26 protein-coding genes and 3 tRNA genes are annotated in these 24,258 nt (G+C 65.3%); 10 read left to right on the plus strand and 19 right to left on the minus strand.

The window, feature by feature from the left end; translation table 11 throughout:
- Positions 1-3 precede the first annotated feature (3 nt).
- From AC6H0W_RS13465 to AC6H0W_RS13505, 9 genes are all read right to left on the minus strand, one after another.
- Positions 4-963, minus strand: a complete 960-nt coding sequence (locus tag AC6H0W_RS13465; RefSeq protein ID WP_497577695.1) for an alpha-L-glutamate ligase-like protein — start codon at positions 961-963, stop codon at positions 4-6.
- Between the two features lie 3 nt (positions 964-966).
- Positions 967-2,481 (minus strand): inactive transglutaminase family protein, encoded by a 1,515-nt coding sequence (locus tag AC6H0W_RS13470; protein WP_497577696.1) that lies wholly within the window; start codon positions 2,479-2,481, stop codon positions 967-969.
- Positions 2,478-3,278, minus strand: a complete 801-nt coding sequence (locus AC6H0W_RS13475) for an ATP-dependent zinc protease family protein (RefSeq protein ID WP_497577697.1) — start codon at positions 3,276-3,278, stop codon at positions 2,478-2,480. The genes AC6H0W_RS13470 and AC6H0W_RS13475 overlap by 4 nt, the downstream gene beginning before the upstream one ends.
- A 72-nt stretch (positions 3,279-3,350) precedes the next feature.
- A complete protein-coding gene (locus tag AC6H0W_RS13480; RefSeq protein ID WP_497577698.1) occupies positions 3,351-3,701 on the minus strand; it encodes a hypothetical protein in 351 nt (116 codons plus the stop codon).
- 142 nt (positions 3,702-3,843) lie between these two features.
- Positions 3,844-4,662 (minus strand): DUF3025 domain-containing protein, encoded by an 819-nt coding sequence (locus AC6H0W_RS13485; protein WP_497577699.1) that lies wholly within the window; start codon positions 4,660-4,662, stop codon positions 3,844-3,846.
- Positions 4,663-4,762: 100 nt separating this feature from the next.
- Positions 4,763-5,734, minus strand: a complete 972-nt coding sequence (locus AC6H0W_RS13490; protein WP_497577849.1) for a cytochrome-c peroxidase — start codon at positions 5,732-5,734, stop codon at positions 4,763-4,765.
- A gap of 172 nt (positions 5,735-5,906) precedes the next feature.
- Positions 5,907-6,095, minus strand: a complete 189-nt coding sequence (locus AC6H0W_RS13495) for a 4-oxalocrotonate tautomerase (RefSeq protein ID WP_497577700.1) — start codon at positions 6,093-6,095, stop codon at positions 5,907-5,909.
- A 27-nt stretch (positions 6,096-6,122) separates the two neighbouring features.
- The gene (locus tag AC6H0W_RS13500) at positions 6,123-6,890 is read right to left on the minus strand and encodes a class II aldolase/adducin family protein (protein WP_497577701.1); all 768 of its coding nucleotides are present in this window, start codon (positions 6,888-6,890) and stop codon (positions 6,123-6,125) included.
- A gap of 61 nt (positions 6,891-6,951) precedes the next feature.
- Entirely contained in the window at positions 6,952-7,215 is a 264-nt protein-coding gene (locus tag AC6H0W_RS13505; protein WP_497577702.1) for a hypothetical protein, read from the minus strand.
- 200 nt (positions 7,216-7,415) lie between these two features.
- On the opposite strand from AC6H0W_RS13505, the gene gltS reads away from it, so the two are divergent.
- Positions 7,416-8,630 carry a sodium/glutamate symporter gene (gene gltS, locus AC6H0W_RS13510; protein ID WP_497577703.1) on the plus strand — a complete coding sequence of 405 codons (1,215 nt, stop codon included), beginning with the start codon at positions 7,416-7,418 and terminating at the stop codon, positions 8,628-8,630.
- A 209-nt stretch (positions 8,631-8,839) separates the two neighbouring features.
- Here the strand turns inward: gltS and AC6H0W_RS13515 are convergent, their stop codons facing one another.
- Both AC6H0W_RS13515 and AC6H0W_RS13520 read right to left on the minus strand, forming a co-directional pair.
- Entirely contained in the window at positions 8,840-9,388 is a 549-nt protein-coding gene (locus AC6H0W_RS13515) for a chromate transporter (protein ID WP_497577704.1), read from the minus strand.
- On the minus strand, positions 9,385-9,987 hold the full coding sequence (locus tag AC6H0W_RS13520; RefSeq protein WP_497577705.1) for a chromate transporter: 603 nt from the start codon (positions 9,985-9,987) through the stop codon (positions 9,385-9,387). Before AC6H0W_RS13520 ends, AC6H0W_RS13515 begins: the two co-directional genes overlap by 4 nt.
- Before the next feature lie 150 nt (positions 9,988-10,137).
- On the opposite strand from AC6H0W_RS13520, the gene AC6H0W_RS13525 reads away from it, so the two are divergent.
- The 4 genes from AC6H0W_RS13525 to AC6H0W_RS13540 all read left to right on the plus strand — a co-directional run bounded on the left by AC6H0W_RS13525 (position 10,138) and on the right by AC6H0W_RS13540 (position 11,191).
- A tRNA-Gly gene (locus AC6H0W_RS13525) sits at positions 10,138-10,213 on the plus strand.
- A gap of 65 nt (positions 10,214-10,278) precedes the next feature.
- Positions 10,279-10,352 (plus strand) — tRNA-Cys (locus AC6H0W_RS13530).
- 8 nt (positions 10,353-10,360) lie between these two features.
- Positions 10,361-10,436, plus strand: a tRNA-Gly gene (locus AC6H0W_RS13535).
- A 143-nt stretch (positions 10,437-10,579) separates the two neighbouring features.
- Positions 10,580-11,191 (plus strand): hypothetical protein, encoded by a 612-nt coding sequence (locus AC6H0W_RS13540; RefSeq protein WP_497577706.1) that lies wholly within the window; start codon positions 10,580-10,582, stop codon positions 11,189-11,191.
- A 167-nt stretch (positions 11,192-11,358) separates the two neighbouring features.
- On the opposite strand, the gene AC6H0W_RS13545 is transcribed toward AC6H0W_RS13540, so the two are convergent.
- Entirely contained in the window at positions 11,359-12,522 is a 1,164-nt protein-coding gene (locus tag AC6H0W_RS13545; protein ID WP_497577707.1) for a CaiB/BaiF CoA transferase family protein, read from the minus strand.
- Between the two features lie 138 nt (positions 12,523-12,660).
- Positions 12,661-13,557, minus strand: coding sequence for a LysR family transcriptional regulator (locus AC6H0W_RS13550; RefSeq protein ID WP_497577708.1), 897 nt, complete (start codon positions 13,555-13,557; stop codon positions 12,661-12,663).
- Positions 13,558-13,647: 90 nt separating this feature from the next.
- Here AC6H0W_RS13550 and AC6H0W_RS13555 point away from each other — a divergent pair, with 90 nt between their 5' ends.
- Positions 13,648-14,838, plus strand: a complete 1,191-nt coding sequence (locus tag AC6H0W_RS13555; protein WP_497577709.1) for an alkaline phosphatase family protein — start codon at positions 13,648-13,650, stop codon at positions 14,836-14,838.
- Positions 14,839-15,066: 228 nt separating this feature from the next.
- Here the strand turns inward: AC6H0W_RS13555 and AC6H0W_RS13560 are convergent, their stop codons facing one another.
- From AC6H0W_RS13560 to AC6H0W_RS13585, 6 genes are all read right to left on the minus strand, one after another.
- Complete coding sequence (locus tag AC6H0W_RS13560) at positions 15,067-15,810, minus strand: HvfC family RiPP maturation protein (protein ID WP_497577710.1); 744 nt, start codon at positions 15,808-15,810, stop codon at positions 15,067-15,069.
- On the minus strand, positions 15,807-16,664 hold the full coding sequence (locus AC6H0W_RS13565; RefSeq protein ID WP_497577711.1) for an HvfB family MNIO-type RiPP peptide maturase: 858 nt from the start codon (positions 16,662-16,664) through the stop codon (positions 15,807-15,809). The genes AC6H0W_RS13560 and AC6H0W_RS13565 overlap by 4 nt, the downstream gene beginning before the upstream one ends.
- Before the next feature lie 66 nt (positions 16,665-16,730).
- Positions 16,731-16,979, minus strand: coding sequence for a hypothetical protein (locus AC6H0W_RS13570; RefSeq protein WP_497577712.1), 249 nt, complete (start codon positions 16,977-16,979; stop codon positions 16,731-16,733).
- Between the two features lie 245 nt (positions 16,980-17,224).
- Positions 17,225-19,600, minus strand: a complete 2,376-nt coding sequence (locus AC6H0W_RS13575) for a TonB-dependent siderophore receptor (protein ID WP_497577713.1) — start codon at positions 19,598-19,600, stop codon at positions 17,225-17,227.
- A gap of 97 nt (positions 19,601-19,697) precedes the next feature.
- Entirely contained in the window at positions 19,698-20,714 is a 1,017-nt protein-coding gene (locus tag AC6H0W_RS13580) for a FecR family protein (RefSeq protein WP_497577714.1), read from the minus strand.
- Positions 20,711-21,229 (minus strand): sigma-70 family RNA polymerase sigma factor, encoded by a 519-nt coding sequence (locus AC6H0W_RS13585; protein ID WP_497577715.1) that lies wholly within the window; start codon positions 21,227-21,229, stop codon positions 20,711-20,713. The genes AC6H0W_RS13580 and AC6H0W_RS13585 overlap by 4 nt, the downstream gene beginning before the upstream one ends.
- A 339-nt stretch (positions 21,230-21,568) precedes the next feature.
- Here AC6H0W_RS13585 and AC6H0W_RS13590 point away from each other — a divergent pair, with 339 nt between their 5' ends.
- Genes AC6H0W_RS13590 through AC6H0W_RS13605 form a run of 4 tightly spaced genes read left to right on the plus strand, consistent with a single transcriptional unit; the run spans position 21,569 to position 24,220 of the window.
- Complete coding sequence (locus AC6H0W_RS13590; RefSeq protein WP_497577716.1) at positions 21,569-22,777, plus strand: PepSY-associated TM helix domain-containing protein; 1,209 nt, start codon at positions 21,569-21,571, stop codon at positions 22,775-22,777.
- The gene (locus AC6H0W_RS13595; RefSeq protein ID WP_497577717.1) at positions 22,774-23,331 is read left to right on the plus strand and encodes a PA2404 family protein; all 558 of its coding nucleotides are present in this window, start codon (positions 22,774-22,776) and stop codon (positions 23,329-23,331) included. The genes AC6H0W_RS13590 and AC6H0W_RS13595 overlap by 4 nt, the downstream gene beginning before the upstream one ends.
- Complete coding sequence (locus AC6H0W_RS13600) at positions 23,328-23,654, plus strand: hypothetical protein (protein ID WP_497577718.1); 327 nt, start codon at positions 23,328-23,330, stop codon at positions 23,652-23,654. Before AC6H0W_RS13595 ends, AC6H0W_RS13600 begins: the two co-directional genes overlap by 4 nt.
- A complete protein-coding gene (locus tag AC6H0W_RS13605; protein ID WP_497577719.1) occupies positions 23,654-24,220 on the plus strand; it encodes a DUF6162 family protein in 567 nt (188 codons plus the stop codon). The genes AC6H0W_RS13600 and AC6H0W_RS13605 overlap by 1 nt, the downstream gene beginning before the upstream one ends.
- Positions 24,221-24,258 lie beyond the last annotated feature (38 nt).

A 24,258-nucleotide genomic window follows, 5' to 3' on the forward strand; every position in this document is an offset into this window, starting at 1 on the left:
CGATCAGGCCGCGATGGCGGCTTCGTTGCGGCTGAAATGACGCACGGAGAAGGCCACCCGCTCTTCCACGCTGCGCTCTTCGTGCTGCGCTTCGATGAGATCGAGGCGGCCTTTCAGGCCTTCACCGTTGGCCATCTGGATGGCCAGGCCGGGGCGGGCGTTGAGTTCGAGCAGCATCGGGCCGAGGTCGCGGTCGAGCGCCAAATCTACGCCGAGGTAACCCAGCTTGGTCATGTCGTAGCAGGCTGCGGACAGATGCAGCAGCGTGCTCCAGTCGGGAATGCGCAGCGTGGAGACGTCGCGCCCGGTGTCCGGGTGTACCTTGCACGGGCGGTCGAACTGCACCGCACGCACCGCCGTGCCGCTGCCGATGTCCAGCCCGACCCCGACCGCGCCCTGGTGCAGGTTGGCCTTGCCGTCGGAGGCCGCCGTGGAGAGCCGCATCATCGACATCAGCGGATAGCCGCGAAACACGATCACGCGGATGTCGGGCACCCCTTCGTAGGTGAAGTCGGCAAAGCGCTCGTCGAAGTTGATCAGGGTTTCGACGATGGCCACATCGGGCGAGCCGCCCAGCGAATACAGTCCGGACAGGATGTTGGAGACGTGACGCTCCAGGTCGTCCCTGCCGATACGCGCGCCGCTGGGTTTGACGTATTCGTCGCCGTCGATGCGCTCGATGACGAGAATCCCCTTGCCGCTGCTGCCCTTGGCGGGCTTGATGACGAAGCCGGGGCGGCCGGTGACCATTTCGGCCACGTGGCGTACCTCGAACTGCGATTTCACCGTGCCGATCAGATCGGGCGAGGCGATGCCGTGCTTGGTGGCCAGCAGCTTGGTCTGCAGCTTGTCGTCCACCAGCGGGTACAGCCGCCGGTCGTTGTAGCGACCGATGTAGCGGCTGTTGCGCTGGTTCATGCCAATCACGCCCTTGGCGCGCAGATCACGCGGGTCGGCCCACATGATTCAACGCCCCGACAGCGGCTTGAACCGCCGCAATTCAAGCAGCCGATAACCGGTGTAGTTGCCGATCATCAGAATCATGGCCATCAGGATGAGCTGCACACCCAGGAAGTTGAAGGTGATGTGACGCACCCAGGGGTTGGTCATCGCCAGATACGCCACGATGGCTGTCAGCAGGCTGCCGCCGCCCTGGATCAGCACCTCTTTCGGGCCTTCCTCTTCCCACAGGATGGACATGCGTTCGATGGTCCACGACAGGATGATCATCGGGAAGAAGGTGATGGTCAGGCCGGCGTTGAGGCCGAAGCGATAGGACATCACCGAGAACACCGAGATGATGCCGATCACGGTGATGATCACCGCCGACACCCTCGCCACAAGTAACAGGTTGAGGTGTGACAGGTAACTTCGAATCACCAGGCCCACCGCCACCACCAGCAGGAAGCCGACCAGGCCGGTCAGCAGCGAAGTCTGGATGAAGGCCAGAGCGATCAGCACCGGCATGAAGGTGCCGGACGTCTTGATGCCCACCAGAATGCGCAATATCACGACCACCAGCGCCCCGATGGGGATCAGCAGGATGGTCATGAACAGCGCTTGTTCTTCCAGCGGCAGGCTGTGGATCGAGAAGTTGAGGATGGTGCTGTCGGTGTTCAAGCCGCGCACGGCGGCGCTGGCCGGCTGGCTCTGTTGCAGCATCGAAAAGCTGACCTGCGAATTGGTGGCGCCTTCGACCTGAAGCACCGGGCCGCTCGACGCCTTCCACAGCATCATGTCGTCGGGGCGGCCTTCCTGACCCGACACCGGGTCGATCAGCATCCATTCGTCGTCGTGATACACCTGCACATAGGGTGTGAGTGCCTGCCGGCGTCGGCCATCGCGCAGCTGCAGGCCCGCCACTTCGCGCGCGCTGATGCCGGCCTGGTTGAGCAGGCGCACGACCAGCGCCGGGGCATTGAACTGCGTCAGCAGCAGGCGTGCGTTTTCGCCCTGGCCGTCGCCGCTGACGTTGAGCACCAGCTCACGGGCAAAGCTGAACGCGTCGGCCGAGCGCATCCAGGCTTGAGTGATCAAGTCCTGGGCGGCCACGTCGTACGGCGACTCCCACAGCACTTCTTCGGGTACCGGCGGGGCCGGCAGGTCCTGGCCGCGCTCGTTCGGGGCCACCATGATCTGCGCCGTGTAGTACAGCTGTTGATTGCCGTCTGCCGAGCGAATGGCCCAGCGCGCGCGTCGTGCGCCCGGCGTATCGTCGAAGGTCAGGCCATAGCCGGCGGAAGCGGTGTGTTCGGTGAGCACGCGAAAGCCTTCCTGATCGGAGGGCAACGCAAAATCCACGCGAACAGCTTCACCCGCTGCTCGCAGGTTGATCTGCGCCTGGATCTCCCAGATTTCGCGCTCTTCGCCCGGTCCCCAGGGTACTTCGAAGGTGACGTGGCGGTGCACGCTCAGTGCCACACCGCCGATCAACAGGGCTGCGATGATCAGCCAGAACGGGAGCCGTGAAAGCTTCTTCATTCTTCTGCCGCGTCGTCATCGCGCTGGTCGCGCGCGGCTTCGGCCGCCGGGCTGCCACCCGGAAATTCGGGGCGCGGATAGATGTAGCTCTGGCCGATGTCGATCACCGCGATGTCCATCATGAAGCGGCGCCCGAGCAGCACCGGGTAGGTCAGATGGCTGCGGTCATTGAGGGTGAATTCGACGTTCTGCTCGATCGGGCCGAGCGTCAGTGGCAGACGCACCACGGGGCGGGTTTCGGCACCCGACGCCTGCACGATGCGCACCTGACGAAGCACCTTGGCTTCGTATTCGCGCTCCCTGACGTCGGGCACCACGGCGTCGTTCTCGTCGATGGCGAGCTTGAAGCGCACCCAGTTCTCGCCGTCACGCTCGAAGGTCTGGATGTCTTTGGCGGTCAGGGACGACGTATTGGCGCCGGTGTCCAGGCGCGCCTTGAAGTACGAACCCAATGACGGCATGCCCACCCACTCATTGCGGCCGAGCACGTGCTTCTGGCCAATGTCGCCCGTGGGGGCGCACTCGCGTACCGCAGAGCGCTGGGTTGCGCGGGCTTGCGCGATGACGTGTTTGTGCATTTCTTCAACCATGCCCTGAACGTTGCCTAGGCTCACGAACTGTGCCCGATTGCGCGCATCGTCGACGTTGCATGACTCCAGCACCGAGCGCTCCAGCGTGTCGATGCGCGACAGGATTTCCGGGGTGCCGGAAGGAGGTGTGGGTGCGGGGGGAGGGGTGACGCACGCGACAAGCGCGAAGGGGAGGAGGCTGGCGAATATGGTTTTTTTATCAGGCATCGATCCGTGTCGTCGTCCAGTAAAGAGTGGTTCGGCATTTCTACCAAAACGGTCTGAGCTTGCGCGTGGGGTCTAGTTCCGTTCGCGCCGCTCGCGGAGCGCCGTGGCCACGGCAGGCCAGGCAAATGCAAAAGTGATCAGGCCCGAACCGAGCGCGATCAGCAGCAACTCGAGCCAGTCTCCCCAATCGGCCACTGCGCCAAAGCGCATGCCGGTCAGGCTCGGCACCATGAAGAGCGCCGACAGCGTGGATACGATGGCGGCGAACACGGCCAGAGGCCGTGTCGGGCGCCACCGTGCGCCACCGCGCTGTACGGCCACGGCCATCAGCGCGATCCACGCAACGCTGACTCCTGCCACCAACAGAAAATTGGCGGCCATGAGTGCCGCGAGGCGGTCCATCAGTCCGGGCAGTTCGCTCATTCTGTGTGCTCCGAGGTCGCCCGGATTCGAGCGTTTTCTGCACAGGCTGCGGGGACAAGGCTGTGAGTGTGCCTGTGGATAAAACTTTTGCACCTTGAAATTGCTGCAAAAGTTTCACATGCCTCTTTGTGTGGCAGCGTGTTCATGCGCTCAGTCTCCGGGCCGGGCGGAACTGCCGCGTGTCGCGATAGTACTCGGCGCAGGCGCTGTCCGACGTAACTCCGGGAATGCCCAGCAGCGGCAAGGGGCGCAGCGCGCGCGGGGAGCTCAGTAGCTCGCCCGCCCGGATGCGACCGGCGAGCCAGGCATCGCAGTCGCGCTGGCGCTCGTGCTGCGGCAGATCGAACCAGTCGGCGCTCACCTCGCGCTGAAGCGTTTTGGCACACAGGCCGACGAAGGGGCGGCGCAATTGCTCCCAACTGCCGTGGCCGAGCAGCAAGAAGGCGGTGTTGCCGGCAAGCACCTCGCGTTGGCGCCAGAACACCTCTTCCCATTCGTGCGCCGCAAGCAAGGCGAGCACTTCGGCGTCGCTCGACACCACGAGCAGGCCGCACTCGTCGAACTGCGTCAGGGCGTCCCGACGCAAGCCGCGGCCGGGCAGGGCGGCGGCGCGGCGGGCGTTGATTTCGTCAATATGGGCAGCATTCAGGGCGGCCTTGGTGCGCGGCCACACGCACCACGACAAGGCGTTGAAGAAGTCGTGCCAGTCGTTGCTGCGGGTCGGCACCAAGCCGGTGTCGTGAATGCGCGCTTCATAGCCTTCAAGTGGCGCCGTGCCGGCATCGAAGCGCACGGCCTTGCCCGAAGCCGTGCGGGCGTCGGGCGCTGTCTCGTGCAACAGCGCGTCAAGTGCCGCGACCTCAGGCAGCACGGCCGAGTCGAAGCGGCGCAACAGTGGCGCGATGCTTTCGAACAGGGTGCGTTCAGCGTGGCTGGCAGGGGTTTCGGGCAGCAGATTCATGGCGGCGCTGGCTCTGGGGTGCCGCAATTGTAACCGCCGTGCCCGGCGTTCAAGAAAAACCCCGCCGTGGCGGGGTTTGCAAGCCGGTTCCGCCGCGTGTTCAGTCGAACGGTGTCGGGCGCGGTGTGGCGTCGGCCGAGGGCGGCAGGATCGGCAGCAGGAAGGTCGGCTGATCGCCGGTCAGCGTTTTCAGAAAGGCCACGATCTTGGCGTTCTCGTCCTTCGTGAAGGTGCGCCCGAGTTGCAGCCGGCCCATGATGTCCACGGCTTCCGCGAGGGTGTTGGCGGCCCCGTCGTGGAAGTACGGGTAGGTCATCTCCACGTTGCGCAGCGTGGGTACCTTGAAATTGAAGCGGTCGACGTCCTTGCCGGTCACCGCCGAGCGGCCTTCGGCACCCACCAGCGATTTGTACGGCTCGACGACGCCCATCTTCTGGAACGAGTTTCCGCCCACCGCTTCGCCGTTGTGGCAGGCCACACAGCCGCTGGTCTTGAAGATTTCGTAGCCCTTGTGCTCGTACTCGCTGATGGCGTCCTGCTTGCCCAGCAGCCATTGATCGAAGCGCGAATTGGGCGTCACCAGCGTCTTCTCGAATTCGGCGATGGCGGCGGTTACCTGGTCGATGTTGATGCGCTCGGCGCTGAACACCTGGCGGAAATCACGCACGTAGGCGGGTATCGATTCCAGCACGTCGATGGCCAGGGTGTGGGTGAAGGCCATTTCGCCGGGGTTGGCGATTGGCCCGCCGGCCTGCTCCTGCAGATCGGCGGCACGACCATCCCAGAACTGAACGAAGTTGAGGCTGGAATTGAGTACCGTCGGCGAGTTGATCGGGCCTTGCTGCCAGCGGTCACCGATGGACGTCGGCAAGTTGTCGCTGCCGCCACGCGACAGGTTGTGGCACGAGTTGCACGAGATGAAGCCAGACTTGGACAGACGCGGGTCGAAGTACAGCTTCTTCCCCAGTTCGACCATGCCCAGATTCACCTCTGCAGCCGGGCGGATCGGCAGGATGGGTTCTTCCTTTGCTGCGTGTGCCGACGCGTATGCGGCCATGCTGCCCAGCAGCATCAAGGTGCCCGTGAGGATGGTGCGTTTCATGCGCTTTCTCCCTTGTCGTCATGTGGTTATCCATGTCGATTATCGGGAGTGAGTCTCGAAGCTTTTTGATACAGATCAAGCGACAGGCCAAGGGCGCAAAAAAGCCCGCGCATGGCGGGCTTCTTGAGGCATGGATGCCGACTTACTTGGCTTCGGACCACGGCACGCCGGCCGTGCCCCAGTCATGCTTGGGGATGTCGTAGATGATGACGTCGACGGAATCCGCCGAGCAGCCCAGCACGCGCACCGACGCTTCGGTGATGGCTTCCATCAGTTCCTTTTTCTTCTCGGGCGTGCGGCCGTCAAACAGTTCGACGCGATAGGTCGGCATGGTGGTTCTCCTTGATGGTTTGGGGTTTCAGCTCAGGAAATCGGGTTCTTCGCGTTCGAGCATGCGCAGCAGCGCCGGCCATTCGAGCTCGCCCTCGGGCTCCCAGTCACCGGTGAGTTGCGCCAGCGTGTGGTCGAGCACCGCTTCGGGCGGCAGCGTGATGCCGCCGGGCGCAGCGGCCATGGCGGCCAATTGCGTGCGACAGGCCTTTTCCAGCGTGTCCATCAACACATAGGCCTCGGCCACCGTGCGGCCGACCGTCATGGTGCCGTGGTTGCGCAGGATCAGCGCCGGGTGCTTGCCCAAGTGCTCGACCAGGCGCTGGGCCTCCGGCGGGGTCAGCGCAATGCCTTCGTAGTCGTGATAGCCGATACTCTTCCAGAAGCGCATGGCGTGCTGCGACACCGGCAGCAGCCCGCAGTCGAGCATCGACACGGCAATGCCGGCATCGGTGTGCAAGTGCATCACGCAGTGGGCGTCTTCGCGGGCGGCATGCACCGCGGCGTGGATCGCAAAGCCGGCCGGGTTGGCGCGGCACTGCTGGTCGCCGATCACCTTGCCGGCGCCGTCGATCACCAGCAGGTTCGATGCCGTCACCTCGGCAAAGCGCAGACCGAAGCGGTTGATCAGAAAGGCGTTTTCAAGCTCGGGGTGGCGTGCCGAAACGTGCGTGTAGATCAGATCGTCCCAGCCGCGCCGGGCGACCAGACGGTAGGCTGCAGCCAGATCGATGCGCGCCTGCCATTCGGCGGCGCTGATGTGAGATGGGGGGTTGCCGGCGGCGGGTGCGTTCATGAGTGGGCTGCTGGGTGTGGCGGAAAACGCCGGCCATTCTAGCATCCGCCCTGCAAGGCCTTCAGCGCAGGTTCTGGGCGCTGAACAACACGACCTTGTTACCCGCGAAGGTGATATTCACGCGAGAGCTGCCGGCCTTGCCCCACACGCAGTTGCGTGCGCCCAGCACGTCGTCGCAGCTCGTCGGCTTGCCGATCAGCTCTTGTACCTGTTCGTAGCTCTGACCGAGTTCGATCTTGTTGTAGTTCTCGGCGGTCACCTTGCTGCAGGCGGCGAGCAGGGTGGTGATGGCGGCGATGGTGGCGAGTGCGAGTGTGCGGCGCATGGCGGGAACTCCGGTTGAGCGGTGCGCAATTATGCCGTCAAGGGAGGTCGCCGTGCGGTGCGGGGCGCGTTGCTCGTCTGCCACCGCCTGGGACCCGCTGGCCCAGGACTGCGCTGAGTTCTTGAACGGGGTGGAAGGCAGGCGTCGTGCCCTTGCCGGTATGATCCTGCATCGCGTGCCTGCTTTTTCGCCCTTGCCTCATGCCTCCCGTTCAGCTCGATCTTTTTCACACCGCCACACTCGCCATCCTCTTGCTGTTCATCGGCAAGGGGCTGGTGGCGCGTGTTGATGTGCTGCGCCGCTACAGTATTCCGGAAGCGCTGGTGGGGGGCGTGTTGTGCGCATTGGCGCTGTGTGCGCTCTATTACCTGTTCGGCGTCGAGCTCGGCTTCGACCGCACGCTGCGTGATCAGCTGTTGTTGTACTTCTTCGCCGGCATCGGCTTGAGTAGCCAGTTCGGGACATTGGCGAGAGGCGGGCGGCCGCTGGCCATCCTGTCCGTGCTGGCCATCCTTTTCATGGTGCTGCAGAACTTCACCGGCATGGGCATGGCGGCGCTTTTCGGTCTGGAGCCGCAGGCCGGGCTGATGGTGGGCTCGGTGTCGCTTACCGGCGGTGTGGGCACCACCATGGCATGGGCGCCGCACTTCGTCGAAAACCTCGGCATCGGGCAGGCCGAAGAGCTCGGCATGGCCGCCAACATGCTCGGGTTGATCTCGGCCTGCCTCATCGGCGGGCCGATTGCCGCCTATCTCATCAATCGCCGCAACGTGCGCCCCTCGGATGACGCCGCGCTGGAGGTGGGCGCCATGCACGATGACGAGCCTTTCGTGAAGCTCGACTACTACGGTGTTCTGCTGGCGGTGCTGTGGCTCAACGTCGCGCTGATGCTGGGCGAAGCCATCAGCAGCGTGATGGCCTTGACGCCCGTTACGCTGCCAGCTTTCGTCGGCTGCCTGGTGGCTGGTCTGTTGCTGCGTGGCGGGGCGGATCTGCTGTGGCCCGATGGTCGTGGCCGCCTCTGGAATCTGCGCAGCATGCGGCCAGGCATGGCGCTCATCTCGGACATCAGCCTTGGCCTGTTCCTCACCATGGCGTTGATGGGCCTGCGTTTGTGGGAGCTGCAGCCGGTGCTCGGCTTCATCACGGCGACGATGTTGGTGCAGATCGTGCTCGTAGTGCTATTCACCGTTTTCGTGGTGTTCAGAGCCATGGGGCGCGATTACGAGGCCGTGGTGGTCTGCTCGGGCTTTGGCGGCATTGCCCTGGGTTCCACGGCCACCGCAGTGGCCAACATGACCGCCGTCACGCGCGAGTACGGCGCCGCTCCGCGCGCCTTCATCGTGGTGCCGCTGGTCTGCGGTTTCTTCATCGATCTGGCCAATGCGCTGGTCATCAGCGTGTTGGCGCGCTGAGAGGCGTGTGCTCCTTGCCGGGGCCGTCGCGCATTCCCCCGTTTTGCGTCCAGCCGGTTTGCCGTTCCGCTGAGCGCGGGCTCCATTACGTCATTGCGAGCGTAGTGCGGCAATCCGGTGAGTGTGCTGAGTGCAAAGGCTGCAAGATTGCGTCGTCTCTACGCTCCTTGCAATCGACCGTGCGCCAATGATGCCGCGCGTGATCCAGCTCAGATCCCACCCAGTGCCCCGACCGCAGCCCCGATCAGAATCAGCCAGATCGGTGCGATCCTGGTCGTCAGCATCATGACGATGGTGAAGCCGATCAACAGCATGCCGCCCAGCCGGTGGTCGGGCTGCTGTATGAAGGGCAGGGCAAGGATGCAGCCGGCGGCCAGCAGCAGGCTGATGGTCATCGGCGCCAAGCCGTGGATGAAGGCGCGCACACCCAGCGTGTCGCGGCGTTTGTGGCCCCAGCGGCTGGCGGTCAGGGTGACGATGGCCGAGGGCACCAGCATGCCGATCAAGGTGGCGGCGGCGCCGAGCAGGCCGAACACCTGATAGCCCAGTACCGCCACGAACAGCAGGTTGGGGCCGGGTGCGGCCTGCGCGATGGCGATCGAGCTGGTGAACTCGGTGTTCTCCATCCAGTCTTTCTGCGTCACCAGAAAGCGATGCATCTCGGGCGCGGTGGACATCGCGCCGCCCACCGACAGCAGCGACAGCATCAGAAAGCGCCCGAACAACTCCGGCAGGTCGGAGAGCAGGAACTCGGTCATGGCCGCTCCTCGCGACGGCGCTCGGCACGCAGCAGGCACCAGCGCGCGATGCACCATCCGCTCAGCCCCAGGCCGGGCACCACCCACAGCAATGGTGCGCGCACGACGGCCACCAGCACGAAGGTCAGCACGCCGATGCCGATGCACACCACCAGCCCCATCGGGTTGCCACGCAGCGCGCCGGCCAGCTTGAAGCCCATGCCCATGGTCAGCCCGGCGGCCACTGCGCCCATGCCGCGCAGTGCGCCCGATACCGCCGGCAGATGGGCGAACTCGTTGTAGGTGACGACCAGCGTCAGCAGCACGATGAGCGGCACGGTCATCATGCCGGCCAATGCCGCCAGCGCACCGCGCCAGCCGAAATGGCGGTCGCCCGTCATCAGCGCGAGGTTGACGATGTTGGCGCCCGGCAACAATTGCGAGACCGACAGCAGTTCGACGAACTCCTGACGCGTCATCCACTGCTTGCGCTCGACCAGCGTGCGATGCGCCACCGCCAGCACACCGCCAAAGCCTTGCAGGGCGAGCAGCGTGAAGGTCACGAACAATTCGGTCAGCGAGCGCGGGGCGCGAGCGGTTTCGGGTGTGGAGGCTGTCACGATGGCACGGGAAAAACGCCGGAGCGCGAAGCGTAGCGCATTGCGCATCCTGCCACCGGGCCGTGGTGAGGCGGATCTGCGTTTCTGAAAATCTTGCTGCGCACCCGCTTGACAGCGTTTTATCGCTCACTATAATGGCGGTCTTCCCGAGCGGGAGTAGCTCAGTTGGTAGAGCGCAACCTTGCCAAGGTTGAGGTCGAGAGTTCGAGACTCTTCTCCCGCTCCAGAGATTTTCGGAATTGCCAGATGGGAATTCCGCCCGAGCGCGGCGCGTCGGGATGCCGGTAGTGTGGCGCGATGGCAGAGTGGTTATGCAGCGGCCTGCAAAGCCGTGTACCCCGGTTCGATTCCGAGTCGCGCCTCCAGTAGTAACGCGGGAGTAGCTCAGTTGGTAGAGCGCAACCTTGCCAAGGTTGAGGTCGAGAGTTCGAGACTCTTCTCCCGCTCCAGATAAAGACAAAAGGCCCAAACCACGGTTTGGGCCTTTTGTTTTGTTCGCTCCGCAATGCCGGCCACGGTTGGAAGCACGCTTTACGGCATGCGGGGCTGAGCATGTATCGGCAAGCCGCTCGACCATTGAGGAACGCTGGCGATGGAAATTGCATTCACCCTGTTGGTGGCGTTTGCCGCCTGGCACGCACTGCGCATGCGGTATCAGCGCGGGCACATCACCCTGTTGAGCCGTCACCTGGCTGCGCTTCGGCTCGAAAAGCACATGGAGACGCTGACGCAGGGCTACACCCGCGCCATCGGCGAAGATTCCGAATCCCGCCGCCTTCAAGTGCTGGAGACCTTCGCCCAGACCGAGCGCGCGGTGGCCGCACAAGTGCAGTCGCTGGCCGACGCCATGCAGCGCGAGACGCAGCAGGACGCCGCGATGGGAATCTTGCCGTTCTGCGTGCCCTACATCGAACATGTCCTGCCTGCAGCCACGCGCGATTTCCGTGCATTGCTGCGCATCCATGCGGCGGGCTTGCAGCACGTCGTCGAGAACACCGAGCAACTCGACCCCAAGCGCCGCGCCTTTCACCTCGCGGCCGAGTTGTACCTGTTCCAGCACAGTTGCCACTGGTACTGCAAATCACGCGGTGTGGCCGACGCCCGGCTGATCCTGCGCCATAAGGTGCAGCATCAGAAAGCGCTGGAGTCGGTATCGGATGTGACGCGCGCTGCTTATGTGCGCTGGCAACAGGGCTCCGCCTGACGGATCAGAGCACGCTGCTGGAGACATGAAGACGGGCAGATCAATTGATCTGCCCGTTTTGTGTCCGCCACCAGCGCTTCAGCGCCTGTTGCTTTGATCCGGGAGGCGAAAGGCCGGCGCGGGCGCTCGCTCTGACTGGTCAGCGCTGTGCCGGCGACGTGCGTGGGTCAGGAGGCTTTCACCCCGATTTCCGCCGCAATCTCTTCATTGTGTTCCCCCAGCAGCGGCGGGTGGCGGCGCACCTGTTGCGGGGTGCCGAGCATCTTCACGGGGAAGCCGATGTTCTTGACCTTGCCTTCGATGGGGTGGTCGATCTCCATGCACATGCCGCGGTGCTGGCCGTGTTCGCTGCCGAAGGCTTCGGGGTAGGACAGGATCGGGCCGGCCGGGATCTTGGCGGCGAGCATGAGTTCGATCCACTCGTCGGCGTCCTTCTTGGCGAATTCCTCTTCCAGCGCTTCGATGAGCAGTTCGCGGTTTTTCAGGCGCTGCGCGATGGTGGCGAATTCGGGTTGAGTGGCGAGTTCGGGCTGGCCGATGAGTTCGCACAGTTGGGTCCACAGCTTCTGGTTAGTGGCACCCATCACGAAGTAGCCGTCTTTGGCTTTCACGGCCTGGTAGGGCGCGCTCATCTTGTTGGCGGTGCCGACCGGCTCCGGCATTTCGCCGTTGCCCCAGTAGGCCGACATGTCCCAGATCGAGAAGGCCATGGCGGCGTCGAACAATGAGGCGTCGATGTGCTGGCCTTCGCCGCTTTTCTGCGCGCCGATGTAGGCCGACAGCAGGCCGTAGGTGGCGAACAGCGCGCAGCCGATGTCGGCCACCGGCACGCCGGCCTTCACCGGCTTGCCGCCGGGGTAGCCGGTGACGCTCATCACGCCCGTCATGGCCTGTGCCATCAGGTCGAAGCCGGGGCGCATGGCCCACGGGCCGCTCTGGCCGAAGCCCGAGATGCTGACGTAAACGATCTTGGGGTTGATGGCCTTGATGGTTTCGTAGTCGATGCGCAGGCGCTGGACCACACCGGGGCGGTAGTTCTCGACGATCACGTCGGCGGTCTTGGCCAGCTCGTAGAAGAACTCACGGCCTTCGTCGCTCTTGAGGTCGATGGAGAGCGAGCGCTTGTTCCGGTTCATGTTGAGGAAGCCCATGCTGTCCGGCCCCTTCATCTTGAAGCCCATGGCGCCGCGGGTCTGGTCGCCTTCGGGCGGCTCGACCTTGATCACGTCGGCGCCGAGATCGGCCAGCAACATGCAGGCGAAGGGGCCGGCCATGACCTGGCTGACGTCGAGTACGCGGATGCCTTCGAGGGGGAGATTCTTGGCGGACATGGGGCGATTTCCTGTGCGGTGACGTGGGCTGCGGCCTTGCACAGGCCGCCGTTGTATGCAGGAAGGACTATCGGCCGCTGGCCGTCGGCCGGCAACGGCGCGACGGGCATGTCAGGTTTCGCAAATTGCGAAAGCGGGTTATAGCGAGGGGGCGGCGTCGATCAGGGCGCGCACCACGTTCTCCAGCGTCTGCGCCTGTGCGTGGCCGGCGGTGCGCGAGAGCACGAAGCTGCGGTGGTGCCAGTCGCCTTCCAGCTCAATGCTGGCGAGGGTGGCTTCAGGGTGGAAGCCGGCGAATACGTCGGGCGGCATCAGCCCCACGCCCAGGCCGTTGCGCACCAGCGCCAGCATGGAGTCGAAGCCCGACACCTCGAAGTCGTTGGAAAACGGCCGGCCGCGGCTGCGGTAGGCGCGCTGCACGGCGGTGAGAATGGCCGAGCCGCGGCCCAGGCTCACCACCGGCAGCTCAAGCAGTGCATCCAGCCCCACCGGCGCGCCGTCGAAGTGGTAGTGCGCGGTGCTGTACACCAGCACCAGGCGGTCGCTGCGGTAGGGCAGCTTCTCCATGTCGAGGTAGCCGCTGCGGTGTTCGTAGATGCCGATATCGACCACCTTGTCGCGCAGCATCTGCTGCACGATCTGGCTGTTTTCCTCCACCACGCGCAGCGCGATGTCGGGAAAACTGCGCCGAACACGCGCCAGATCCTGCGCCAGAAAGGGGATGACCACGGCCTTGGGGGCGGCGATGAGGATGCGCCCGCTGAGACCGTCACGGATGGCCTGGGCATCGCCCGCCAGGCGGTCGACCAGCGTGTCGATCTGGCGCAGGTGGGCCAGCAGGCGCGCGCCCGATTCGGTGACCACCACGCCGTGCGGCATGCGCTTGAAGAGCTTGGCGTCGAGTTGCTGTTCGAGGTCCGTCACGCGGCGTGACGCGGCCGCCACGGCGAGGCCCAGCCGGTCGGCGGCGCGCGAGATGCTGCCGTGCTCCACGATGGCCAGAATGAGCCGAACGGTTGCAGTATCGAACTTCACGAAAGCCTCCAGTGGCGGGGTGTGCGCCTGTGGGCGAACGATAGCGCATCGGGCCGCGCACGCGTCGGCGGATTTCGCTACGCTGTGGGCATGACCAAGCGCGCTCTGCCTTTCGATTTGCCCCGTGATTCCGTGCTGCCGGACTATGCCGCGGGCGGCCTGCACGGGCTGGTGAATGCCTTCGCCGCCTTTCTGGATGATCGGCCGGGGGTGGCGCCTTTGCCGGACCTGGTGGTGGGCTCGGGGCGCACGCTGGTGTTCCTGCTGATCGATGGCCTGGGCGACGCCTTTCTGCAGCGTTTCGGCACTGGCAGCGTGCTGGCTGCGCACCGGCAGGGGCGGCTCACTTCGGTATTCCCCTCCACCACCTCGGCCGCCGTCACGGCCACGATGACCGGTCTGTCGCCCGCGCAGCATGGCCTCACCGGCTGGTTCATTCGCGACCAACGCTTCGGCGGCATCGTTGCGCCGCTGCCGCTGTATCGGCGCGGGGGCGACGCTCTGGTGGCGCTGCGCCTGACGCAGCGCCTGTTCCCCTACCGCAGTCTGTATCAGCACCGTGCCCGGCCGAGCCTGGTGGTGTCGCCGCGCGAGATCGCGTGGTCGCGTTTCTCGAAGCGCCATTGCCGTGGTGCGCGCATCATGGGCTATGCGCGGGACGTGGATGGGCTGGTCGAGGCGGTGACGAAAGGCGCGGGCCAGATGCACGCGGCTGGTGGCGGCTACATCCACGCCTATTACCCCATGTTCGACACCATCAGCCATGAGTTCGGCTCGACCTCACCGCAGGCGGTGGAGGAGTTCCGGTTGGTAGATGCTGCGTTCGCAACGCTGCTGGAGCGCCTGAAGGGGCTCGACTGCGACGTGGTGGTGACGGCCGATCACGGCTTCACGGACGCCGACTACGAGCGCACGGTGAACCTGGACGATCACCCGCAACTCATGGCCATGCTCGAATGCCCGCTGTGGGGTGAGCGCCGCGCCGCCTTCTGCGCCGTGAAGAAGGGGCGTGAGGCAGAGTTCGAAGCTGCGGCGGCTGAGGTGTTTGCCGGCAAGGCCGTGGTGGCGCGCTCTGCCGCTCTGGTGAAGGGTGGCTTGTTCGGGCCGGGGCCTTTCAATACGCGACTGGCTGAGCGCACCGGTACGCACGCATTGCTGATGGAGCCCGGCTGGACGGTGGTCGACAGCGTGCCGGGCGAGCGTTACCACCACCTGATCGGCGTGCACGGCGGTTTGTCGCCGGAAGAGATGTGGATTCCGCTGATTCGGGCGCGTTGCTGAGCACGGCGGTGCAAATCTCGTAGGGCGCAATAACCGAAGGGCATTGCGCCGGATGGGCCAAACATCCGGCGGATTACGCTGCGCTAATCCGCCCTACCAAAGCCACCAAAGCCAAGCGGTGTTGCGCTTACCCGTAGGTCGGGATGAGCGCAACGAATTCCGACGTTGGAGCTTGTCGATGGTGTCGGCGCGTCGCAATTCACCTGCGGTTCATCGCGACCTACGATGCTACGACACTGTCCCGAGCACGATGCCCTGCGACTGCAGCTCGGCCAGCAGGCCGGCGGCGAAGCCGCACAGGGCCTGCGGGTCGGGGTGGTGCAGTTCGGCGGCGAGTTGCTCAATGGCAGCACGGCCGGAGGGGGATTCGGCGAGCAGGTCGAGCAGGCGTGAAGTCACCGCATTCACTTCGGTAAAGCGCACATCGCCGGCTGCATCTCGATGCACGACGATGAAAGTGGGTTGCGGTTTGCGCGGGCGGAAATCCGGCCCGATGCGATGCACCGGCCACGCATACGCCAGATTCATCATCGCCGGGTTGAGCACCACCGGGCGCGCGAGCATGTCGCCGGCTGTATCGTGCGGAGGCAGCGGCACATCCATCACGTCCACCGCCAGCTCGGCCCATTCATGCCGGGCCAGATCGGCGAGCCAGCGCGGGCGCGGCATGGCGATGTCGGCCTCGCCCAGATAGCGCACGAATTCGCGCGGAATCTCGCGGAACCACGGCGTGGCGAGCGGCCAGTCGCGGTAGAAGCAGCGGATTAGCCGCGTCCAGCGGGCTTCGCCCAGTAGCGTGCGACACACCGGGAAGCAGCGGTCGACGAAGCCACGCACATTGTTGAACAGCAGGCGCTCATACACGCGGCTGCGGCGCGCCGGCAAGCCGGCCGGGCGGGCGACGTGATGCGGGTCGCGCAGGTGGCGCGCAAAGGCGTGCTGGAAATCCCGGAACGAGGCCGGCGCGTTCATGGCGCCACGCTTCGCGCGGCCGGCGCGTGCTGCGCCTGGATGGCGGCGATGCGCTCGACCTCGGCGGCCAGTTCGGCCAGCGGGGGGAAGTCGAAATCACGCTCGAGGCAGGTTGGCACCGTGCGGCCCAGCCGCGCACAGGCGCCATCGAGCAGTGCCCACACCGGGTCGATGACGTCGGCGCCGTGGGTGTCGATGAGCAGGCCGTCGTCTTCCACGTGATGGCCGGCCACGTGCATGTAGGCCACGCGCTCCAACGGCAGGGTGTCGAGGTAGGCGAGCGGGTCGAAGCCGAAATTGCGGCTGTTCACGAAGACGTTGTTCACGTCCAGATGCAGCAGGCAGTCGGCCTCGCGCGCGACGGCGGCGACGAACTCGGGCTCGCTCATTTCGGCGCCGGGCGGAGCCAGATAGGCCGAAGTGTTTTCGATGCCGATGCGCATGCCGAGAATGTCCTGCGCGCGGCGGATGCGCTCTGCCACCCAGCGCACGGCCTCGTGCGTGAAGGGGATCGGCAGCAGGTCGTACAACTGATGCGCGTCGGCGCACCATGAAAGGTGTTCGGTGTACAGCGTGATGCCGTGTTCGCGCATGAAAGCGCGCACGCGGCGCAGCAGGGCTTCGTCGAGCGGGCCGGGGCCGCCGAGTGACAACGACAGGCCGTGGCAGACGAAGGGGTGGCGTTCGGTGAATTCGCGCAGATCAATCGCGCTGCGACCACCCACACCGGCCCAGTTCTCCGGTGCGATTTCAAAGAAGCCCACCGCGGGCGGCACGCCTTGCTCACGCAGCGGCGCAATCAGCTCGCGGCGAAAGCCCAGGCCGGCACCCTGTGGTGTGCGTTCGAGCGGCATGACAGTTCCTCGTCAAACGGCGACGAGGCCGCAGCCCCGTCGCCGGTCTTCAGACAGCCAGCGGAATCACTTCTTGCCGCCGCAGGAGGCTTCGCCTTTCTTGTCGTCTTTGGCACCGCATTTGGCTTCTTCTTTCTTGTCGCCTTTGGCGCCGCACTTGGCCTCGCCGGCCTTGTCGCTGGCGGCAACCTGATAGCCGGACGACAGCGACGAAGCCGAGAACGGGTTTTCAGCGTTTGCCGCGACCGCGCCCATCGAGGCCAGGGCGAAGGTGGAGCCAAGAGCGAGCGAGACGAGTTTCTTTTTGCTGGACATGCTGATCTCCTTCTTTTGGGTTGGATGAACATCGAGCAACGAGCTCAGCGCGGGAGGCGTCTGGAGCCGCGTTTGCGTGACGTCCGCAGCTTCGTCGGGCGAGCGCGTGATTCCTTACAGCGGTTCGCGCATTTTTGCCTACTGCAGAATCGAAGCCACGGCTGAGAGCGTTCACATGCACGGCAGTTCCTGCCGAGGCAGCGAAACCGTGCCCGACCGGCGTCGCCGATCGGGCTTTCGTGGGCTCACCAACGATAGCTGACGGTGGCCGTGGCGGAGCGCGGTGTGCCGTAGAAGCACGCATAGCTGCACGTCACATAGCGCTCGTCGAAGAGGTTGTTGAGGTTCAGCGCCAGTTGCCATTCAGGTGCGAAGCGATAGTTGAGCACCGCATCCACGACGGTGTGGCCCTTCACGTCCACCGTGTTGGCGAGGTTCTTCGAACTGCCGTAGTGACGCACGCCGCCACCGACGCCAAGCGCGTCGTTGATGGCGTAGTCCACCCACACCGCCGCGGTGTGCCGTGGCACGCCACCGAAGCGGTTGCCCTCGGTGCCGGAGTTGCTCTTGGTGACGGCGTTGTCGATGTAGCCGTAGGAGGCGATCACGTTGAGGTCGTGGGTGAGGTGGGCGCGCGCCTCGAGTTCCAGACCACGCGAGCGCACCTCACCCTCCTGGACGAACTGGCCGGCGAGCGTCGGGTGGGTCGTGGTGACGTTCTGCTGCGTGAGCTCATACACCGAGGCGGTGATGGAGTGCGAGGTGCCCGGCGGCTGATAGCGCACACCGACCTCGTACTGCTCCCCTTCGGTCGGCTTGAAGGGCTGGCCGCTTGCCGTCGAACCCGAGGCAGGCTCGAAGGATTGCGCATAGCTCACGTAGGGCGCCCAGCCGCTCTCGAACAGCCGCACCACGCCGACACGCCCGGTGAAGGCGTCGTCATCGTAGGTGGTGCCCGAGGCGCCGGTGATGTGGTTGTCGCGCGTGGATTTCACCTTGTCGTAGCGTCCGCCGAGGGTGAGCACCCAGCGCTCGTCGAACTTCATGTGTTGCTGGGCATACACGCCAATCTGGCGGGATTTGTCCTGGAAGTCCTGGCCCGGGGTGGGGTTGAGGGTGACCGGCGAGCCATACACCGGGGCGTAGAGATCCAGATCGGCCACGGTGCCGTTGTATTGCTCACGCTCGAAGCGGCTTTGCGTGTAATCGATGCCCAGCAGTGAGGTGTGTTCGACACGGCCGCTGGTCCATTTGGCTTCGAGCTGGTTGTCGATGGTCCAGGAGCGATCTTCGTCAGCGCGCGTGTAGGCGCTGCGCGAGACGAAACGTTGCGTGGCGTCCAGCGCGCCGAAGCCGATATCGGCGTAATCCGTGCTGCTGCGGTAGTGCAGCAGGTTCTGACGGAAGGTGAAGGTGTCGTTGATGTCGTGGCTGAGCAGGTAGCCGACCGTGGTGTTGGTGGTCTCGAAGCGATTGAAGCCGGGTTCGCCGGTGAAGCGATCACGGTCGATCCGCCCGTTGGGGTTGCGCTGTGCGGTGCCTGCGAACGGCAGGCCGTAGTTGTACACCGTGTCGTTGCGTTGATGATTGGCCAGCAGGGTGAGTGAGGTGCCTTGGCCGGGGTCCCAGCGCAGAGCGGCCGAGCCGAAGTTGCGGTCGTCATGGATATGCTCCACCGACGTGTCGCTGCGGCGCATCAGGCCGGTCACGCGATAGGTGAGTGAGCCTTCATCATTGAGCTTGCCCGCGAAGTCGCCAGCGACCTGTTTGCGGTCGAAGCTGCCCAGCTGGAATTTGAGCTCGCGCAGCGGCTCGGCCTGTGGTTGTTTGGTCACCATGTTGATGATGCCGCCCGGCGCGGCGTTGCCGTACAGCACCGATGCCGGCCCCTTGAGCAGCTCGATGCGTTCCATGGCGTAGGGTTCGGACACGCCGCTGAAGGTGTTGCGCGAGAGCTTCGTGCCGTTCAGGTACATCGGCGCGGCGCCGGTGACATTGAAGCCGCGGATGATCATGCCGTCACTGGTGGTGCTGTCCGAGCCCATCGGCTGTACGCCCGGCGTGTAGCGCAAGGCCTGATGCAGGGTTTCGGCGTTCTGGATTTCGATTTGATCGGCGGTGACCACGTTCACCGACTGCGCCGTTTCGATAAGCGGAATGTCGGCCTTGGTGGCCGTGACGCTGCGCCGCGCGATGTAGCCCTCGACCGGGCCGAGGCCACGTTCGCCCTGGCCGCGTACCGTTATCGGCGCCAAAGCCGTGGGGTTGTGCGCGCGCAAGGTGTAGCTGCCGGCGCCGGTGCGCACGAGTTGCAGGTCGCTCCCCGACAAGGCGTGCCGCAGGGCCTGTTCCGGCCCCATGCGGCCCCGCACCTCGGGTGCGGACAAACCGGCGGCCATGCCGGCATCGAAGGTGATGGTCAGGCCGGCATCGCGGGCGATGCGGTTGAGCGTGCCGGCCAGCGTACCCGGGGTGATGTCGTAGTTACGGGTGCCGGCTTGCGCAGCGCCGGGGGCTTCGCTCTGCGCGAATGTGGGCGCGGCAAGCGGCCCGGCCAGCAGCAGGGCCACGGCAAGCGCCAGGTGGCGGGGGGAGGGGGTGGTGCGATGGGGGCGGGTCACGTCAGGCTCCGAAAAGGGGTGGAAACGAGGTGTTCTCCCCTTTGCCGGATGAGCGTCGAAAAGCGACAGGGCCGCCCCGCGGATTTGTCGCGGTGCCTCACGGCGTGGGCGTGTGCTCCACATGCAGCCACAGGCCGGTGCGGCGTGCCAGATGCACCGGCAGCGCGTGCGTGAGTGCTGCGAGGGCGCGGTCCGTGTCGGCCAGCGGTACCGTACCCGTCACGCGCAAGGCAGCCGCCTGCGGCGAGATCGAAAGAAAGCCGCGACGGTGACGACGCAGCTCGGCCACGACCTCACCCAGCGGGGCGTCTTCCACTACCAGCATGCCGTCGCGCCAGGCGTCGGATTCGGCGGGTGCCGACCACGGCGTGCCGGGGCCGTCGGCGTCCAGATGAATGCCCTGACCGGCCGCGATGCGGCGTTCCCGCTCGCATGGGGTGCCCGGCAGCGGCGAGCACGTGGCCGCGCGCGCCAATACGGCGGATTGCGTCACCACCAGCGTGCTGCGGGTGGCCTCGCTGCGCACCGTGAAGCGCGTGCCCAGTGCGCGCAGCGAACCCTGAGCGGTATGCACCACCAGTGGCCGGGGGTCGCCGTGCGCGGTGCGCACCGCGATTTCTCCGGCCAGCAGGCGGATGCCGCGCAGATTGGCGTCGAAGGCAAGGTCAATGGCGCTGCGGGCATTGAGGATCACTTCGGTGCCGTCGGGCAGCGTCACGCTGCGTATCTCTCCGGTGCCGGTGTGATGGTCGGCGAGCAGGTTGCCGAGCGGTTGCTGACGGTCGGCCACCACACCGCCGAGCAGCAAGGTGGCCGCGACGACGAGGCTTGCAGCCAAAGTGCCTGCTGCGGGACGGCGTGGTTTGCGGTTGAGCGCCGTGCGCAGCGCGTCGTTGCGCAATGGGGTGAGGCTGCGCAGCTCGTTGTCGATGTGCTGGAGCTGCTTCCAGGCGCGTGCATTGTCCGGGTGACGGGCCAGCCATGCGGCGAGGTCGGGCTGCGCGTCGTCGGCATGGCCGCCATCAAGGCGTAGCTGCCAGGCAATGGCCTCGTCCAGAACGTGTTCCGGGACGGGGCGCTTGTCGGCGGCCGAGGGAGAACTGACCGAGCTCACGGTGCCACGCCGAAGCGCAGGCGGTAGCAGCGCTTGGCGGCCTCGGCCAGGTATTGGCGCACGCGTGAGGTCGATACCCCGAGGCGCTGCGCGATGTCGGTTTGCTGCAGGCCGTCGATGCGGCTGAACAGCCAAGCCGCTTTTGCTTTGGGCGACAGGCCGTCGAGCATGCGGTCGACTTCGAGCAAGGCCTCCACGGCCAGATAGCGCTGTTCCGGTGACGGGGCGTGCTCCTCCGGCAGTGCCGCCAATGCCTCGAGGTAGGCACGCTCAAGCTCGCGCCGCCGGATGTGGTCGATCAGCACGCCGCGCGCCACCGTGGTGAGGTAGGCGCGAGGCTCGCGCAATTCGCCAAGGCGCTCCATGCGGCCCGCGAGCAGGCGCAGAAAGGTGTCCTGCGCGAGGTCGGCCGCTTGCTGCGTGCAGCCGATGCGGCGATGCAACCACTGGTGAAGCCAGTGGTTGTGTTCGCGGTACAGCGCTACGACGACATGTGAGGGCGGGTTGAGCGGCACGCGGATTCCGTGAAAAGGGCTGATATCGAAAACAGCATGCTAACGATAAGTATTCGCATTCTGACTTTTGTGCTACGGTGGCGTCAATCAGTCGAAGTGTGTTTCAGGTCTCAGCAGCATTGCCGGCGGCGGCAGTGCTGCGTAAGCATTTGTAACAAAGCGGCCGATTCCGACCGCTCAAACGACATGGCTAATAGAGGGTCGGTGAAAACGCCGGCGTCCCGCCCCGAGCGCTCAAGCGGGGCGGGCTTTTTTGCGTGTTGCGCGGGCTGGCGGCCCGTATCGAGGAGAGTGCATGGCTATGTCGAGATTTCCCGCCGAGTGCGTATGGAGCGGCCGATGAGCACCGCCCTGGCTCCTGCGGAATCCGCTCCGCGCAAGGCCGGGCGCGCGCGGCTGTGGTTCCTGGTGCATGGCTGGGCCGCGCTGCCGTTGTGGATGTTCATGTTCTTCGTCTGCCTGACCGGCTCAATTGCCACCGTCAGCCAGGAAATCATGTGGTTGGCCGACCCGGCCGTAAGGGCGCGTGCGCCGGCAGCGGATGCGCAGGTGCTCGGCTACGACGAGATTCTGGCGGCCGTGAACGGTGCGCGGCCGGATGCCGTGGTGCAGTCCATCTCGCGTCCGGTCAAGTCGCAGTTCGCGCTGACGGTGCGTGCCGGCTACGCCGATGGCACCAGCGGGACCTTGTTCGTTAATCCCTACACGGGCGAGATTCAGGGCACGCAGTCGGGGTTCGACTTCCGTCAGTTCATCCGGGCGCTGCACGGCTGGTTGTTGATGCCCTTCGACAACGGCTTCAACTTCGGCTGGTATGCCGTGTCGCTGCTCGGCTTGCCGATGCTGGTTTCGCTGGTCACGGGGCTGGTGGTGTACAAGAAATTCTGGCGCGCATTCCTGCGTCCCAAATTGCGCTTCAGTCAGGGCGCTCGCGTGTTCTGGGGCGATTTTCACCGCCTGGCGGGCATCTGGTCGATCCCGTTCATCCTCATCATTTCGATCACCGGTTTGTGGTTTCTGGTGCAGGCGGTGCTGTCGGATCTGTCGATATCGATTTCCACCGAAGGCGTGCCGCCGGTGGTGGCGCGTGAGGACGCGCCCTACACGGCGGATGGCCTGCGCGCGCCGATGATTTCGCTCGACGAGGCGGCCGGCAAGGCCGCTGAATATCTGCCGGGGCTGGAGCCGATGTTCGTGCGCCTGCCAGGCAATGCCTACGACCCGGTGATGGTGCTGGGGCGCGGCGCTTACCCGCTGCTGTTCGAGCGTCTGCACATCAACCCGTACGACGGTGACGTGGTGTACGTGCGCCGCGTATCCGACCGCAGCGCGCTGGAGCTGGTCACCGAATCCATGCGCCCGCTGCACACCGGTGATTTCGCCGGCTTGTGGCTGAAGCTGGTGTATTTCCTGTTCGGTGCGTTGCTGACCTTGATGGTGCTCAGCGGCATGTTGATCTGGACCAAACGTACCGCTCAGGCAACTGCGGCGGCCTTGCGCAAGCAGCGCGCGCAGCCTGCAGCCACTGCGCAGGAGGTGCTGGGATGAGCAACGCCATGGTGAGTGGTGCCGCGCCAAAACCACGCAAGAAACCGCAGAACGTGGCGCGCAAGCGCTGGATTTTCCGCATCAGCCTGATTCTTGCGTTGCTGCCGCTGTTCTATGTCGTCGGCTACTTCGACCGCATCGAGATGAACCGCGGCGCCAAGGGCCTGGGCGAGCGCATCGTCGGCGAATACGCCGTCGGCCCGTGGTCGGTGCGACTGGCGGAGTGGAATCTGTTGCCGCCCGTGCTGGATGGCCAGGCCGGCTACATGAAGACCTTCAGCATGGCGCTGTGTGCGGAGTGCACCGAGCAGGTGAAGGCAGCCTACATCCGCGTCGGCAAGCCACGCAGCCTGCGTGCCGCCGGCGGCATTTTCTTCGGCTCACCCTATCGACAACTGGCCGGTCTGCATGTGCCGGAGCGCACTGCGCCCGATGCCGAGGTGTGGATCACGCTGGAAGGCTGGGATGGCTCCATGCATCAGATCGCACTGCCGATCGCCGAAGCTTCACCGACCACCGCCGAGTGGCTTAGCAAGAGAGGAAACCCGACATGAAGATGGTTCAAGCGAACACCGCCTGGCGCGGTCTTGTGGCCGTGCTGCTGTGCGGTGCGGCCGGTGTGGCCAGCGCCCACAACCCCGTGTGCGTATGCGAGCCCGATGGCGAGAAAGTGGTCTGCACCGGCGGCTTCTCCGACGGCAGCAAGGCGCCGGGGGTGACGATCGACGTCATCGATTACGACGAAACCATCCTCATCAAGGGCAAGCTCGATGACGATTCCAAGTTGCGTTTCGAGCGCCCGGAGGGCGAGTTCTACGTGCTGTTCGACGCCGGCCCCGGCCACGTCGTCGAAATCGATCACACCGAGATTCGCTGATGGCTGAAGTTGTCGTGCGCCCGGCGGGTGCCGGTCACGAATCGCTCTTCGTGGCGCTGGCCTGCTGCGCGATTCTGGCTGTGGCCGGAACGGTGGTGGGAGTGCGCGCCACGCCCTCAGCGCAGGCTTCGGTGGAAGCCCATCAACTCGACGCACGCGATGATCTGACGGTCGCCGAACAAGGGCTGTATGCCGATCTGCGCCTGGTGCCGGCCGAGCTCTCGGCGTGGGGTGAAACGCCGCCGGTGGCCGAACTGGCCGAGGCGCTGGTGCCTCCCTTTGTGCCGGATGCCGCCCTGAGCCGGCGCGGGGCGCACGATTGGGTGCTGCTTGAGCGTGACGGCGAGCAGGCCTACGTTGGGCTGAGTGCCGAGCCGCAGGTGGCCGGCTCCATGCTGCTGCACGTGCCGCACGCGAGCGAGGACTCTGCCGAGGCCGACATCTGGCTGCACCGTTCATCCGGCGTGGCGCCCCCCTTGAGCTTTCACCCCTCTGCGCTGGCCGGCGATGGCTGGCAGCAAGTCGTGAGCCGTTTCGATGCCGGCGTGACACGTCACCGCCACTGACCGGCAGCACACCAGCCTCATCGATCCGGCACGGCTGT

Source organism: Pseudazoarcus sp. NS20, from assembly GCF_059703745.1.